Origin of the sequence: Streptomyces sp. NPDC005202, assembly GCF_040608235.1 — a bacterium.
GTDB lineage: Bacteria > Actinomycetota > Actinomycetes > Streptomycetales > Streptomycetaceae > Streptomyces.
The window spans coordinates 121,201-134,664 of record NZ_JBEXHW010000004.1 but is presented as its reverse complement, the minus strand read 5'-3'; the positions used below and the strand labels follow the sequence as shown (position 1 = coordinate 134,664).

At 71.2% G+C, this 13,464-nt stretch carries 18 protein-coding genes, 3 tRNA genes and 1 pseudogene; 7 read left to right on the top strand and 15 right to left on the bottom strand.

Annotation, left to right across the window (positions count from 1 at the left end; all coding sequences use genetic code 11):
- Positions 1-31: 31 nt before the first annotated feature.
- Positions 32-628: a helix-turn-helix domain-containing protein gene (locus tag ABZV31_RS09630; protein ID WP_355890451.1), complete on the bottom strand. Its 597-nt coding sequence runs from the start codon at positions 626-628 to the stop codon at positions 32-34.
- 120 nt (positions 629-748) lie between these two features.
- Between ABZV31_RS09630 and ABZV31_RS09625 the strand changes: the two genes are divergently transcribed.
- A complete protein-coding gene (locus ABZV31_RS09625) occupies positions 749-1,381 on the top strand; it encodes an SDR family oxidoreductase (protein WP_355890448.1) in 633 nt (210 codons plus the stop codon).
- A 165-nt stretch (positions 1,382-1,546) separates the two neighbouring features.
- Here the strand turns inward: ABZV31_RS09625 and ABZV31_RS09620 are convergent, their stop codons facing one another.
- From ABZV31_RS09620 to ABZV31_RS09590, 7 genes and pseudogenes are all read right to left on the bottom strand, one after another.
- Positions 1,547-2,602: a UDP-N-acetylmuramate dehydrogenase gene (locus tag ABZV31_RS09620; protein ID WP_355890445.1), complete on the bottom strand. Its 1,056-nt coding sequence runs from the start codon at positions 2,600-2,602 to the stop codon at positions 1,547-1,549.
- 281 nt (positions 2,603-2,883) lie between these two features.
- Positions 2,884-3,039: pseudogene (locus ABZV31_RS09615) on the bottom strand (MFS transporter); the annotation flags it as partial.
- A gap of 117 nt (positions 3,040-3,156) precedes the next feature.
- A complete protein-coding gene (locus tag ABZV31_RS09610) occupies positions 3,157-3,585 on the bottom strand; it encodes a MaoC family dehydratase (RefSeq protein WP_355890442.1) in 429 nt (142 codons plus the stop codon).
- Between the two features lie 8 nt (positions 3,586-3,593).
- Positions 3,594-4,046: a MaoC family dehydratase N-terminal domain-containing protein gene (locus ABZV31_RS09605; protein WP_355890440.1), complete on the bottom strand. Its 453-nt coding sequence runs from the start codon at positions 4,044-4,046 to the stop codon at positions 3,594-3,596.
- A gap of 105 nt (positions 4,047-4,151) precedes the next feature.
- Positions 4,152-4,316 (bottom strand): 50S ribosomal protein L33, encoded by a 165-nt coding sequence (gene rpmG / locus ABZV31_RS09600; RefSeq protein ID WP_067397031.1) that lies wholly within the window; start codon positions 4,314-4,316, stop codon positions 4,152-4,154.
- Positions 4,317-4,405: 89 nt separating this feature from the next.
- Positions 4,406-4,478 (bottom strand) — tRNA-Met (locus ABZV31_RS09595).
- Between the two features lie 46 nt (positions 4,479-4,524).
- A tRNA-Thr gene (locus tag ABZV31_RS09590) sits at positions 4,525-4,597 on the bottom strand.
- Between the two features lie 357 nt (positions 4,598-4,954).
- Between ABZV31_RS09590 and ABZV31_RS09585 the strand changes: the two genes are divergently transcribed.
- The 3 genes from ABZV31_RS09585 to ABZV31_RS09575 all read left to right on the top strand — a co-directional run bounded on the left by ABZV31_RS09585 (position 4,955) and on the right by ABZV31_RS09575 (position 7,604).
- Positions 4,955-6,220 carry an amidohydrolase family protein gene (locus ABZV31_RS09585; protein WP_355890436.1) on the top strand — a complete coding sequence of 422 codons (1,266 nt, stop codon included), beginning with the start codon at positions 4,955-4,957 and terminating at the stop codon, positions 6,218-6,220.
- A gap of 275 nt (positions 6,221-6,495) precedes the next feature.
- The gene (locus tag ABZV31_RS09580; RefSeq protein WP_355890434.1) at positions 6,496-7,152 is read left to right on the top strand and encodes an SDR family oxidoreductase; all 657 of its coding nucleotides are present in this window, start codon (positions 6,496-6,498) and stop codon (positions 7,150-7,152) included.
- Positions 7,153-7,154: 2 nt separating this feature from the next.
- Positions 7,155-7,604, top strand: coding sequence for a nuclear transport factor 2 family protein (locus tag ABZV31_RS09575; RefSeq protein ID WP_355890431.1), 450 nt, complete (start codon positions 7,155-7,157; stop codon positions 7,602-7,604).
- Between the two features lie 32 nt (positions 7,605-7,636).
- On the opposite strand, the gene ABZV31_RS09570 is transcribed toward ABZV31_RS09575, so the two are convergent.
- The 4 genes from ABZV31_RS09570 to ABZV31_RS09555 all read right to left on the bottom strand — a co-directional run bounded on the left by ABZV31_RS09570 (position 7,637) and on the right by ABZV31_RS09555 (position 8,872).
- Entirely contained in the window at positions 7,637-7,849 is a 213-nt protein-coding gene (locus tag ABZV31_RS09570; protein WP_355890429.1) for a hypothetical protein, read from the bottom strand.
- 54 nt (positions 7,850-7,903) lie between these two features.
- The gene (locus tag ABZV31_RS09565) at positions 7,904-8,377 is read right to left on the bottom strand and encodes an NUDIX domain-containing protein (protein WP_355890426.1); all 474 of its coding nucleotides are present in this window, start codon (positions 8,375-8,377) and stop codon (positions 7,904-7,906) included.
- A gap of 30 nt (positions 8,378-8,407) precedes the next feature.
- Positions 8,408-8,653, bottom strand: a complete 246-nt coding sequence (locus tag ABZV31_RS09560) for a hypothetical protein (protein ID WP_355891196.1) — start codon at positions 8,651-8,653, stop codon at positions 8,408-8,410.
- A 137-nt stretch (positions 8,654-8,790) separates the two neighbouring features.
- Positions 8,791-8,872 (bottom strand) — tRNA-Tyr (locus tag ABZV31_RS09555).
- A 252-nt stretch (positions 8,873-9,124) separates the two neighbouring features.
- Here ABZV31_RS09555 and ABZV31_RS09550 point away from each other — a divergent pair.
- On the top strand, positions 9,125-9,613 hold the full coding sequence (locus ABZV31_RS09550) for a YajQ family cyclic di-GMP-binding protein (RefSeq protein ID WP_355890424.1): 489 nt from the start codon (positions 9,125-9,127) through the stop codon (positions 9,611-9,613).
- Positions 9,614-9,717: 104 nt separating this feature from the next.
- Here the strand turns inward: ABZV31_RS09550 and ABZV31_RS09545 are convergent, their stop codons facing one another.
- The gene (locus tag ABZV31_RS09545) at positions 9,718-9,984 is read right to left on the bottom strand and encodes a GlsB/YeaQ/YmgE family stress response membrane protein (protein ID WP_355890421.1); all 267 of its coding nucleotides are present in this window, start codon (positions 9,982-9,984) and stop codon (positions 9,718-9,720) included.
- Positions 9,985-10,194: 210 nt separating this feature from the next.
- Between ABZV31_RS09545 and ABZV31_RS09540 the strand changes: the two genes are divergently transcribed.
- A complete protein-coding gene (locus tag ABZV31_RS09540; protein WP_355890418.1) occupies positions 10,195-11,445 on the top strand; it encodes an APC family permease in 1,251 nt (416 codons plus the stop codon).
- Between the two features lie 28 nt (positions 11,446-11,473).
- On the opposite strand, the gene ABZV31_RS09535 is transcribed toward ABZV31_RS09540, so the two are convergent.
- Complete coding sequence (locus tag ABZV31_RS09535) at positions 11,474-12,040, bottom strand: SMI1/KNR4 family protein (RefSeq protein WP_355891194.1); 567 nt, start codon at positions 12,038-12,040, stop codon at positions 11,474-11,476.
- Between the two features lie 232 nt (positions 12,041-12,272).
- Positions 12,273-12,695: a YccF domain-containing protein gene (locus ABZV31_RS09530; RefSeq protein WP_355890415.1), complete on the bottom strand. Its 423-nt coding sequence runs from the start codon at positions 12,693-12,695 to the stop codon at positions 12,273-12,275.
- On the opposite strand from ABZV31_RS09530, the gene ABZV31_RS09525 reads away from it, so the two are divergent.
- On the top strand, positions 12,682-13,083 hold the full coding sequence (locus ABZV31_RS09525) for a YccF domain-containing protein (RefSeq protein WP_355890412.1): 402 nt from the start codon (positions 12,682-12,684) through the stop codon (positions 13,081-13,083). The genes ABZV31_RS09530 and ABZV31_RS09525 overlap by 14 nt on opposite strands.
- Positions 13,084-13,464 lie beyond the last annotated feature (381 nt).

The window sequence follows — 13,464 nt, the reverse complement described above, 5'->3', positions numbered from 1 at the left end:
CGAGCCGTGGGCGTATCGCCGCGAGCCCCTGTCACCCGGTGATGCCCGCGAGCAGTGTCCGGGCCAGGCGTCGGGCGAAGTCGTCCACGGGCGGGGGCTCGCCCGTGGGGGTCGCGTCGTAGGCGAATGCCCGCTGGGCGCACGCCCCGAGCAGCAAGGACGCGGCCGCGAAGGTGTCCGCGTCGGGGCGCACACGCCCCAGGGCCTGCTCGGCCCGGAGGTACGCGTCCAGCTCCTCGATCGGCATGTGCGGCCCCGACCCCATGCGGCGCATCGCGTCGTCGTGGCGCCGCTTGAGCTGGGTCTCGGCGTACAGCGACGCGGCGATCGGGAAGCTCTGCTCGTAGAAGAGGGCGGCCTGGCGGGCGATGTCGGTGAGGTTCTCCTCCGGCGAGCGCCGCCCCGGCTCGGCAGCCAGGCTGCGCAGCAGCGGCGTCAGCTGCGGCAGCCGTTCCGCCAGGACGCGGATGAACAGCTCCTCCTTGCTCGGGAAGTACTTGTAGAGCGCGGCCTCGGAGCAGTCGGCCGCCCTGGCGATCTCCTTGGTGGTGGCGCGGGCGAGGCCGACGGTGAGCATCAGCTCGTGGGCGGCGTCGAGGATGCGGACGCGGGCCGGTTTCTGCTGCATGGGGACCAAGGATTCCATGGTGGGTCCCACCAGGCTTGACGGGTGGGTGAGTATTTACTCACTCTAGGAGCGACATAGGTGAGTGAACACTCACCCACTACCCGAGCACGGGAGTAACCCATGAACCTCACCGTTTTCGGCGCCACCGGCGGGATCGGTCAGGAGATCGTGCGCCAGGCGCTGGCCGCAGGCCACCGGGTCACGGCCGTCGTCCGCGATCCGGCACGGTTGACCGTGACGGGCGACGGGCTGGAGGTGTTCCGCGCCGACCTGACGGACCCGGAGGCACTGCGTCCCGCCGTCGCAGGCCGGGACGCGGTGCTGTCCGGGCTGGGCGCCCGCAGCCGCAAGGACGCCGGGGTGGCGACCCGGCTCACCCGTACGGTGCTGGGCGCGATGGAGGCGGAGGGGGTGCGACGGCTGCTCGTGGTGAGCGCGGGCCCGGTCGGCCCAGAGCCGGAGGGCGACGGGTTCCTCGACCGCACCGCGCGGAGCCTGGTCTCCGCCCTCCTGAAGGACGTCTACGCCGACCTGCGCCGGATGGAGGCCGAGCTGGCCCGCAGCGCCACGGACTGGACCGTGATCCGCCCGCCGCGCCTGCAGAACAAGCCGCTCACCGGCACGTACCGCATGGTCGTCGGCGGGTTCCCGCCCAAGGGCCGCTTCATCGCCCGCGCCGACGTGGCTCACGCGATGTTGGCGATGGTCGACGATCCGGGGACGGTGAAGCAGGGGGTGGGGGTGGCCTACTAGGGCGGGGTGGGGGTGGTCTGCCAGGGGCCGGGGGCAGGAGCGGTCCACCAGGGCCGGGGCGGGGCGGCCTGCCCGGGAGCAGGAATGGCCTGCCAAGGCCGGGGGCGCGAGTGGCCTGCCAGGGCCGGGGTGGCTGATCAGGGCCGCCTCCGGAAGCCGTCCGGCCTAGAGGCTCACGCCCACCGTCACCGGCTCGTTCACCAACGTGATGCCGAAGGTCTCACGAACTCCGGCCACGACCTCGCGGGCCAGCGCCAGCAGGTCCTCCGTCGTCGCCCCGCCGCGGTTGGTGAGGGCGAGCGTGTGCTTGGTGGAGATGCGGGCCGGGCCGGTGCCGTAGCCCTTGGTGAAGCCGGCCTTGTCGATCAACCAGGCCGCCGAGGTCTTGGTGTGCCCCTCCCCCGCCGGATACGCGGGCGGCTCGACGCCGTCGCCCAGCCGCTCCCGCACGCGCGTGCGGAACGCGGCGAACTCGGCGTCCGTGAGGATCGGGTTTGTGAAGAAGGACCCGGCCGACCAGGTGTCGTGGTCCTCGGGGTCCAGCACCATGCCCTTCCCGGCGCGCAGCTTCAGGACGGTGTCGCGGGCAGTGGTCAGCGGCACCCGGTCGCCCGCTTCCACCCCCAGCGCCCGAGCCGTCTCGGCGTACTTGATCGGCGCCGACAGCCCATCCGCGTCCTCCAACTCGAAGCGGACGCGCAGGACGACGAACCGCTCGGGGTCGGCCTTGAACCGGCTGTGGCGGTAGGAGAAGGCGCACTCCTCGTTCGCCAGGGTCACCGTCTCGCCCGCCCTGCGGTCGTACGCGACGACCTCGGTGATCGTGGAGGAGACCTCCTGGCCGTACGCCCCGACGTTCTGGATCGGCGTCGCGCCCGCAGAGCCGGGGATGCCGGACAGGCACTCGATGCCTGCGAGCCCGGCCTCGACGGTGCGGGCGACGGCGTCCGTCCACACCTCGCCGGCGGCCAGCTCCAGTGTCGTACCGCTCAGCTCGAAGCCGCTGGTGGCGATGCGCAGGGCGGTGCCGTCGAAGCCCTTGTCGCCGATGACCAGGTTCGAACCGCCGCCGATGAGCAGCAGCGGTGTGCCGGTGTAGTCGGCCTCGCGGACGGCGTCGACCACCTCGGCGTCGGTGGTCGCGGTGATCAGCCGGGTCGCGGGGCCGCCCAGTCGGAAGGTGGTCAGCGGGGCCAGGGGCGCGTCGTGGAGTTCCTGCACGCGCTCAAGACTACGAGACCCCGCAGACAGCCCCGCGCCGAGACGACTCGGGCGGCCCCACCCGCACACCCCCACCGAGAGGGCTGCGCGACTCCCAGGCGGCCCCCCTTCGACACCCCCACGCGCAGAGGTCCGGCCGCCCCCTCCCCACAACCGGGCACGCGCGCGTACGGCCCGTCGGTGGAAACGGAGCCGTACGCGCGCATGCCCGGTGGAATGCGGACTGCGGGAGCAGCCGCCGAGGTGGGGTGCTGCGGCCTGCGAGCGCCGGCGCGAGGGGCTCAGTGGGCGGCGGTTTCCAGGACCGGTGCGGGCTGCTCCGCCGCGTCCGCGGTCCGTGCGGCGCGCCGCCGGGTCGGGATCAGCAGCGCGGCCACCCCGGCGAGGGCCCCCACCGCGGAGCCGGTCACCAGCGCGGGCCGCCGCAGGCCGTCAATCACCAACCAGTCAAGCGCTGCGGGCAAGCGGACAAGTGGAGACAAGTACAAGCGGACAAGTGGAGACAGGTACGGGGCGTCCGCCATGGCGGACGCCCCGTACCTCGCGCAGCCCTGTCAGGCCAGCCGCACGACCGCCCGGGACATCCCGAGCACCTTCTGCCCGCCGCTGATGGCCGTCAGGTCCACCCGCACGGTGTTGTCGTCGAGTTTGGCCGCGACCTTGCCGCTGACCTCGATCGTGGCTCCCTTGTCGTCGTTCGGGACGACGACCGGCTTCGTGAAGCGGACACCGTACTCGACGACGACACCCGGGTCGCCCACCCAGTCGGTGACGACACGGATCGCCTCGGCCATGGTGAACATGCCGTGCGCGATCACATCCGGCAGCCCGACCTCCTTGGCGAACTTCTCGTTCCAGTGGATCGGGTTGAAGTCCCCTGAGGCGCCCGCGTACTGGACGAGGGTGGCGCGGGTCACGGGGAAGGTCTGCGCCGGCAACTCGGTGCCGACCTCGACGTCGTCGTAGGCGATCTTCGCCGTCATCGGTCTCCTCACGCCTCCTCGGCCGCACGGGCCACGAGCTTGGTCCAGGCGGTCACGACGTGCTCGCCCGCCTCGTCGTGCACCTCGCCACGGATGTCCAGGATGTCGTTGCCGGCCAGGGACTTGATCGCCTCGATGGTCGAGGTGACCGTCAGCCGGTCGCCGGCGCGCACGGGCCGGGTGTAGGCGAACTTCTGATCGCCGTGCACCACCCGGCTGTAGTCCAGGCCGAGCAACGGGTCCTCGACGACCTGTCCGGCGGCCTTGAAGGTGATCGCGAAGACGAAGGTCGGCGGGGCGATCACGTCGGGATGGCCGAGCGCCTTGGCGGCCACCGGGTCCGTGTACGCCGGGTTGGCGTCCCCCACCGCCTCCGCGAACTCACGGATCTTCTCCCGGCCCACCTCGTAGGGGGCGGTGGGCGGGTAGGACCGCCCCACGAAGGACTGGTCGAGCGCCATGGCTCGGCACCTCCTGGTGTCAGCTGCGTGGAAACGACATAAGGAAGAGGAAACAGCATGAGGCCGCCCCCCTACTGCGGGGGCGGCCTCATGCACGAGCCTTGGTTATCGCGTCTCGCGGTGCGCCGTGTGGGCGTTGCAACGCGGGCAGTGCTTCTTCAGCTCAAGACGGTCCGGGTTGTTGCGCCGGTTCTTCTTGGTGATGTAATTCCGCTCCTTGCACTCCACGCAGGCCAGCGTGATCTTCGGGCGGACGTCGGTGGCAGCCACGTGAGTGCTCCTTGACGAACGGGTGGGCTAGTTCAACGCAAGAAAGAGTAGCCGATCGAAGGACCGACCCCGCAATCGGCTACTGTCAGTAGCGGTGACCGGACTTGAACCGGTGACACAGCGATTATGAGCCGCTTGCTCTACCGACTGAGCTACACCGCTGCGATGCGATCGGCCCCCGCCTCGCGGCGGGAACCTCACACACCAGAGCCCCAAAACGGAATCGAACCGTTGACCTTCTCCTTACCATGGAGACGCTCTGCCGACTGAGCTATTGGGGCGAGCGATGAAGACATTACACGCTCGGCCGCCGTTCACCCAAATCCGTTTCGCGGCCCCGCCCCGTCCCGTTCCCCGTCCCGCCGCGAGGACCTCACAGGAGCCTCGCGGGGCCTCTCGTGTGCCCTCGCGTCCTCTCGTGCCCTCTCGTGCCCTCTCGTGTCCTCTCGTGTCCCGGACGCACGGCTCCCATCACCTGCGGCACCTGCGACCGCGCGCGGCCACACCGGTACGACTATTGAGCTCCTCCCCCTCCCGGGCGGAGAGCCACCCTAGGCTCGACTCACTCTGTGTGATCTTTGCGCCCTACGCGCAGCCACGAGTCCATGTACCGGAGCACCTGTCGTACCTGGAGCGCGATGCCCGACAGTCAGCCGCAGCCGCCCCACTCGTCCTCCTCGTCGGGTTCGTCGGGACCTGCCGACCCGGGCGGCCTGCTGCTGTGCGGGGCGCGGCTGACCGACGGGCGGACCGTGGACGTACGGCTGGCCGGCGGGCGCATCGAGGCGGTCGGCACGGCCGGCAGCCTCGGCGCGAGCGGTCTGCGCGACGGCGGGGCACGCGTGGACCTCACCGGCTACCTGCTCCTGCCGGCCCCCGCCGAACCCCACGCCCACGGCGACACGGCCCTGACCGCCGACAGCGGCGGACCGGTGTCGTACGACCCCGAGGACGTCCAGCGCCGGGCGACCGAGGCCGCGCTGCTGCAGCTCGGTCACGGAGCGACCGCACTGCGCTCGCACGTGCGCGTGGGCGACGTCCAGGGGCTCGGCGCCCTGACCGCCGTCCTGCGGGCGCGGCGGGCGCTGCGCGGGCTCACCGAGCTGACGACGGTGGCGGTGCCGCGCGTGCTGACCGGGGCGGCCGGGGCGGACGGGCTCGCGATGCTGCGGGACGCGGTGAAGATGGGCGCGTGCGTGGTGGGCGGCTGCCCCGACGTGGACCCCGACCCCACGGGCTACGTCGAGGCGGTCCTCGAGGTCGCCTCCGAGCACGGCTGCCCCGTCGACCTGCACACCGACGGCACCGACCCGGCGCGCCTGGCCCGGATCGCGGCGATGGCGGGCGGGCTGCGCCCCGGGGTGACGCTCGGCCCGTGCGGCGGCCTCGCCCGGCTGCCCGCCGAGGTGGCCTCCCGGACCGCGGACCAACTGGCAGCCGCCGGGGTGACGGTGGTGTGCCTGCCGCAGGGCGGCTGCGGAAGCGTCGAAGGCCGAGGGACGGCTCCGGTACGGCTGCTGCAGGCGGCCGGGGTGCGGGTCGCCGCGGGCAGCGGCGCCCTGCGGGACGTGTCGAACCCGGTGGGGCGCGGGGACCCGCTGGAGGCGGCGTACCTGCTGGCCTCACGCAACGGCCTGCGGCCCGAGGACGCCTACGAGGCGGCGAGTTCGTCGGCCCGCGCCGTGCTGGGCCTGCCCCAGGTGCGGGTGGAGGCGGGCTTCCCGGCCGAACTGCTCGCGGTGCGCGGCGACCGGCTCGCGGAAGCCCTGTCGCTCGCGTACAGCAGGATCGTGGTGCACCGGGGGCGCGTGGTGGCACGGACGAGCGCCGTACGGGAGTTCTGCGACTCGGCGGCGACGGTGGAGTTGGGATTGCCGCGGCAGGGCCGGGGGGAGTTGTCGTGACGGGCAGGGCAACCGTCCCGCGCCCGCTCCCAGGCCGACCTTCACCCCCGTACCCCCGTACCCCCGTACCCCCGTACCCCCTGTACCACGGAACCGGAGGTTGAGGCGTACGCCCGTGGAGGGGTGCATGATGGCGTGCGCCCGTGATGGCGTGCGCCGTGCGTAGAGATGTGCGCACGTGAGGGCGTACGCCCGTAGAGGGGTGATGGCGTGCGCCCTGGGGCGTGGCTGAAGTCGTGCGGCGGATGCGGCCGTCCGGGCGTACGGTCGGAAACATGCGCATTGTCATCGCTGGTGGTCATGGTCAGATCGCGCTACGGCTGGAGCGGCTGCTCGCCGCGCGCGGGGACGAGGTCGCGGGGATCATCCGCCGCGCCGAACAGGGCGACGACCTGCGGGCAGCCGGCGCCGAACCGATCGTGCTCGACCTGGAGTCGGCCTCGGTCGAGGAGGTCGCGGAACGGCTGCGGGGCGCGGACGCGGCAGTGTTCGCGGCGGGCGCGGGCCCGGGCAGCGGAGCGGCCCGCAAGGAAACGGTGGACAAGGGCGCGGCGATCTTGTTCGCGGACGCCGCGGTCCGGGCGGGCGTACGGCGCCACGTGGTCGTGTCGTCGATGGGCGCCGATGCGGAGCACAAGGGGGACGACGTCTTCGACGTGTATCTGCGCGCCAAGGGTGCGGCGGACGACTACGTCCGCGGGCAGGAGGCCCTCGACTGGACGATCCTGCGCCCCGGCTCGCTGACGAACGACGCCGGCACCGGTCTCGTACGCCTGGAGGCCCACACCGGCCGCGGCTCGATCCCGCGCGACGACGTGGCCGCCGTACTGGCCGAACTGGTGGACACCCCGGCGACGGCAGGCCTGACCCTGGAGCTCATCAGCGGTTCGACACCGGTGTCGGTGGCGGTGAAGTCGGTGGCGGGGAACTGAGGATGACGACGGAGGGGATGCCGGCGCGGGGCGGGCCGGCGCAGGGCGGGTCGGCGCAGGGCGGGTCGGCGGACGGTGGGCCGGCGGAGGCCGTGCCGGCGGAGGAGGAAACTCTGCTCCGCCGGATGTACGAGGTCTTCTCGACCGACGAGCGGGACGCCTTCATCCCGCGGTGTCTTGCGCCCGACGTGGACTGGCCGAACGTGCTGGACGGCGTTCGGCTCCACGGTCACGAGGAGGTCCGGGCCTACTGGGCACGGCAGTTCACGGCCGGCCATCCCCTCGTACGGCTGGAGGGGCTGCGCCTGGACGGGGACGGCGAGGGCGTGGTCGCGACCGTAAGGCAGGGCATGAGGGACGCGGAGGGCGACCACTGGGCCGGGACGGTCGAGCACGTCTACCGCTTCGGTGAGGACGGCCGGGTGGCGCGGATGGACGTACGGGCGGTGTAGCGGAGCGCCCGGCGGGTCGAGGCCCGACCGTGTCAGAACAGCGAAAGCTGCCCCGGGAACTCGGGGACGACGTACCGGTCCAACGAGGGCTGCACTGCCCCGAGTTGCGCCGGCCGACGCGAGCCGGGACACGACGTCAGCTCGCCGTTCTCCCGCGCACCGCGCGGATCGTGCCGGGCGAACCGCGCCGCGACGACGGCGATCTCACGACGGCACACGGGGCAGGGTCTGCGTCGGGAAGACATGGGGCCAGTGTGCCGCGTTGCGCCGCGGTCGGCGGATGCGCGGGGAGGGACCCGTCAGCCGATGTAGGGCGAGGAGCGGCCGCGCTCCATGGCGTGGCCGATCCGCAGCCGCATGGTCGGATGCACGTCCAGGGTGGGCAGTTCCGTCGGCGGGACCCAGCGCACCTGGGTGGTCTCGCTGCTGGTGCGGAGGTCGCCGCCGATCGGCCGGGCCCGGAAGCAGAGACTGAACTGCTGCCTCACCTCGCCGTCGTCGTACCGCATCACGTGCCCCGGGTCGGTGTAGATCCCGGACAGGTCGACGACCTCCACGTCGATGCCGGTCTCCTCCCGGACCTCCCGCACCACGGTGTCGCTGATCGACTCGCCGAGGTCGTGCCCGCCCCCGGGCAGCGCCCAGCGCCCGTTGTCGGACCGCTGGATCACCAGCACGTGACCGGCGTCGTTCTGCACGAACGCGACGACGGAGGGCACGACGGAGTTGGCGGGCGGCGCGTCGGGGTCGTGGAGGTAGTCAATCCGTCCCATGCCGCGTACGTACCCAGCGCCCCCGACAGCTCACCGGAACTCGTGCACCACCTGGATGGTTCCGACGATGTGGGTGTTGAACTCGTCGAGCTCCTCGGCCCGGCACCCACAGCTCGAGAATCGTCCGCCCGCCTGCTGAACGGGATACCGGCGCAGGAACTCGGTCTCGACCTCGAACCGGGTCGCGAAGCCGACGCCGTCGTGCTTGACGTTCCAGTCCCGGGCCAGCCCATACGCCCCTGCCCACACGCCCGCGAACGACCTCCGCCTGCACAGCCCGCGGGCCTTTATGACCTCCGTCACGCGATTGCTTCCCGGTGACGGAGCGAGCCGGCACCTTCCCGCGCCGGAAAACAACAAAAAGGGCCCGTGACCTGCTGTTCTCGCAGGCCACGGGCCCTTTGTTTCCCGTGTGGCGGCGCCAGGATTCGAACCTGGGAAGGCTGAGCCGGCAGATTTACAGTCTGCTCCCTTTGGCCGCTCGGGCACACCGCCGGAGGGGGGCTGCCATTCGAACCGCCCTTCGGCGGTGCTCCGTGGCAACGACGTAAACAATACCCGATACGGAGGGGTGCTTCGCCACCCGATTCATCGGCGCCGGGCGGACGGGGGGTGGCTAGGCTGGTGCGGATGCGGCCCGGGATCCCATGCCGGGCTCGGCGGCCACCCCCACGCCCGCCGATACGCACCCGATACGCACCCCGATACGCACCCCGATACGCACCCCGATACAAGGAGCCACAGGACATGGCCGACTCCAGTTTCGACATCGTCTCGAAGGTCGAGCGGCAGGAGGTCGACAACGCCCTCAACCAGGCCGCCAAGGAGATCTCGCAGCGCTACGACTTCAAGGGCGTTGGTGCCTCGATCTCGTGGTCCGGTGACAAGATCCTCATGGAGGCGAACTCCGAGGACCGGGTGAAGGCAGTCCTCGACGTCTTCCAGTCCAAGCTGATCAAGCGCGGCATCTCGCTGAAGGCCCTGGACGCGGGCGATCCCCAGCTCTCCGGCAAGGAGTACAAGATCTTCGCGTCGATCCAGGAGGGCATCTCCCAGGAGAACGCGAAGAAGGTGGCGAAGATCATCCGGGACGAGGGCCCGAAGGGCGTGAAGGCCCAGGTCCAGGGCGAGGAGCTGCGCGTCAGCTCCAAGAGCCGCGACGATCTGCAGGCCGTGATCGCCCTGCTGAAGGGCAAGGACTTCGACTTCGCGATGCAGTTCGTGAACTACCGGTAGTCCGCAGCGGCCGGGGGTTCCCCGCGCGCCGCGCATACGAAGAAGGGTGGGCACCCGGTTGGTGCCCACCCTTCTCGCCTGCTGGCTGCGGCTCGGGGGTGCGCTCAGTCGCGCGAGTTGCCGAACAGGATGCGGTAGGCGATCAGCAGCACGAGCGAGCCGCCGATCGCCGCGGCCCAGGTGGCGCCGTCGTAGAAGTTCTTGGTGATCGGGTGGTGCAGCCAGCGGGCCGATACCCAGCCGCCGATGAACGCGCCCGCGATGCCGATGAGGGTCGTGCCGATGAGGCCGCCCGGGTCGCGGCCCGGCAGCAGGAACTTGGCGATGGCTCCGGCCAACAGCCCCAGGATGATCCAACCGATGATGCCCATGCCCTGACCCTGCCCTTCCACGCTGTTCCTGCACTGTCCCGGCGCTGTGACTTCGGTTCGGACAGGCTGTGCCCGTAGGCCCGTGCGTCGTTGCTCGTCGTGCTCGAAGGTACTCGTCGTGGTGCTTGCCACACGCGTGTTCGTGCCGTGTTGATGAAGAGGACGTCACGACCACACCCCGCGGTTGCACTGATCAGTAGGGTGCGGGCCATGACACAGTCGGCTTCCACGTCCGAGCTGCGGCGCACCCTGGGGGTCGGGGACGCCGTGGTCATCGGGCTCGGCTCGATGGTCGGGGCCGGGATCTTCGCCGCCCTGGGACCCGCGGTGCGCGCGGCCGGGTCCGCGCTGCTGGTCGGGCTCGCGGTCGCCGCCGTGGTCGCGTACTGCAACGCCACGTCGTCGGCGCGGCTGGCCGCCCGGTATCCGGCCTCGGGCGGCACATACGTGTACGGGCGCGAGCGGCTGGGGGCGTTCTGGGGCTACCTCGCGGGCTGGGCGTTCGTGGTCGGGAAGACGGCCTCCTGTGCGGCGATGGCGCTGACCGTGGGGGCATACGTCTGGCCGGGGCAGGCGCACGCCGTGGCGGTCGCGGCCGTGGTGGCGCTGACCGCGGTGAACTACGGCGGCATCCAGAAGTCCACCTGGCTGACGCGGGCGATCGTGGCAGTGGTGCTGGCAGTCCTCGCTTCCGTGGTGGTCGTGTGCCTGGGCTCCGGCGCCTCCGATGCCGGGCGGCTGGCCATCGGCGACGCCGGGGGCGCCGGCGGCGTGCTGCAGGCGGCCGGGCTGTTGTTCTTCGCGTTCGCGGGGTACGCGCGGATCGCGACCCTGGGCGAGGAGGTACGGGATCCGGCGCGTACCATCCCCCGCGCGATCCCGCTCGCCCTGGGCATCACGCTGGCCCTGTACGCGTGTGTGGCAGTGGCTGTCCTTTCCGTGCTGGGGTCGGGCGGTCTCGGGCACGCGGGCGCGCCGCTGGCCGACGCGGTGCGGGCGGCCGGGGTGCCGGGGCTGGTGCCGGTGGTGCGGGCCGGTGCCGCCGTGGCCGCGATGGGGTCGCTGCTCGCTCTGATCCTGGGTATCTCGCGCACCACGCTGGCCATGGCCCGGGACCGGCATCTGCCCGGCGCGCTGGCCGCCGTGCATCCCCGCTTCCGGGTGCCGCACCGGGCGGAGCTGGCCGTGGGCGCGGTGGTCGCGGTCCTGGCCGCCACGGTGGACGTCCGGGGCGCGGTCGGTTTCTCCTCCTTCGGTGTGCTGGCGTACTACGCGGTGGCCAACGCCTCCGCCTGGACCCTCGATTCCGCTCCGGCCTCCCGGGTGGTGCCGGTGGTGGGGCTGGTCGGGTGCGTGACGCTGGCGTTCGCCTTGCCGTGGGTTTCGGTGGTCCTGGGCGCGGCGGTGCTGGCGGTGGGCGTGGCCGCGTACGGCGTACGGCGGTGGGTGGCGGCGCGTTAGCTCACGCACGCGCGTACGCGTATGCCTCTCAGGGCGCCTGCACCGGCGCCGTGCGAATGCGGAAGTCGGGCCAGGGGACCATCTCCAGCTCCTCGTTCATCTCCTCGTACCAGCCTGTGCCGTCGACCCAGGCGCGCAGCCAGTCGGTGAGGCTGGGGGCGTCCACGAACCAGGCGCGTTCGGGGTCGCCGGGGTTCGGCTCGAAGAGCAGCACGGTGGCTTCCGGGGCGAGGCAGTCCACGCAGGCGTACATGGCGCAGCCCCAGTGGGATATCGGCAGCACGCCTTCCGGCCAGGGCCAGTCGGGGTCGCTGCGGCCGCTTTCGCGGTTTGCGAGGTACTGCGGGACAGCGGCGGGCTCACCGGCCGGCGGGCTGTCCAGCAGGGGCAGCAGGCCGTACTCCGGGCCGAATCCGCCGTCGCCTATCCGCAGGTAGAGCTCCGCGAGCAGCGGGGGCAGGCGGAACCCCAGCGCGGCCTCGGCGCGGGCCAGCGTGGCCGCGTCCACGGGGGCGGGCAGTGAAGTCCAGCCCCACGGGCGGGTGTTGCGGGCCTTGGCCTCCACCCGTGTCAGCAACTGCTCGTGCTCGGTCAGCAACTGCTCGTGCTCGGTCATGGGTTCATCATGCAGGCCGCCACTGACAATCGGGCCGGCCTGTGGACAACCGGCGGGCTGTGGACAACCGGCGGGCTGTGGACAACCAGCAGCTCGCCGGCTGTGGAAAGCGGACGGCTCGCGGCCCGTGCAGCGGGCGGCGAGCCGTCAGGAGTGGGCAGGCGGGGAAGGCGGGAAGGGACGCCGACACGACTCCCCCCGTGGCCGCCTGTCAGCGCGTCGCGAACGGCTGGTCCGTGGGCACGATTTCGCGGCCAAGCGGGAGCAGGGAGACCGGGATCAGCTTGAAGTTGGCGATGCCGAACGGGATGCCGATGATCGTGACGCACAGGGCGACGCCCGTGACGATGTGGGTGAGGGCCAGCCACCAGCCGGCGAGGACCAGCCACAGGACGTTGCCGATGCAGGAGGGGGCGCCCGCGTCGCGGCGCTCGACCGTGGTGTACCCGAACGGCCAGAGGGCGTAGACACCGATGCGGAACGCCGCGATGCCGAACGGGATCGTCTCGGAATGTTCCCGATCACGCCACAAGGCCGCTGCGGTTCCGCCTGAACGCCTGACGAGCTGATACTTGTCTTGGCAGGCAGTGGCGATGGAGCGACCTGGAGAGGTACCGATCATGAAGCTGTTCAACCTGCTGCTGAACATTCTGTGGCTCGTCTTCTGCGGCATCTGGATGGCGATCGGGTACCTGATCGCGGCGCTGGTGTGCTTCATCTTGATCGTCACCATCCCGTTCGGCATCGCGTCGCTGCGTATCGCGGGGTTCGTGCTGTGGCCGTTCGGCCGAACCACTGTAGAGCGACCGGATGCCGGGGCGCCCTCTTGTATCGGCAACGTCCTGTGGTTGGTCTTCGCGGGCTGGTGGCTTGCTCTGGCGCACTTGATCACGAGTATCCCGCTGTTCCTGTCGATCATCGGTATCCCGTTTGGGTGGGCCAACCTAAAACTCATCCCGATCTCGCTCATGCCGCTTGGGCGTGAGGTGGTTGCGACGGATCAGCAGTTCGGCGGGCGCTGACCGAGGTCGCTGCTCGGTGGTTGACGTTTCTCTCCCCTGCTTCGACTGCGGCGTGTGCCCGCAGATGGATACGGCCATACAAATCGGCCCGACCGGCAAGAAGCTGCTGCCTCTGACGGTCAAGAAGGGCGCTGCGGCCAGCGGGCACGTGCACTGAGGTGAGCGAGGCGTTACGGCGCGTCGCCGATGCCTTGGCGGACAGCAGCGAGGAAGACAGAGCTGCCGTGCTGAAGGCGCTCGGCGTGCAAGGTAGGCGGCAGAGGCTCGTGCGGGATGCGCCGAGGACGCCACTGCCGCCTCCTGGGGGCCCTTCGGACATCCACTCAGAGGTGGAGTGGGTCTGAGCTCCCTACGGCTCCTTGTGCAACTGCATGACGTCCT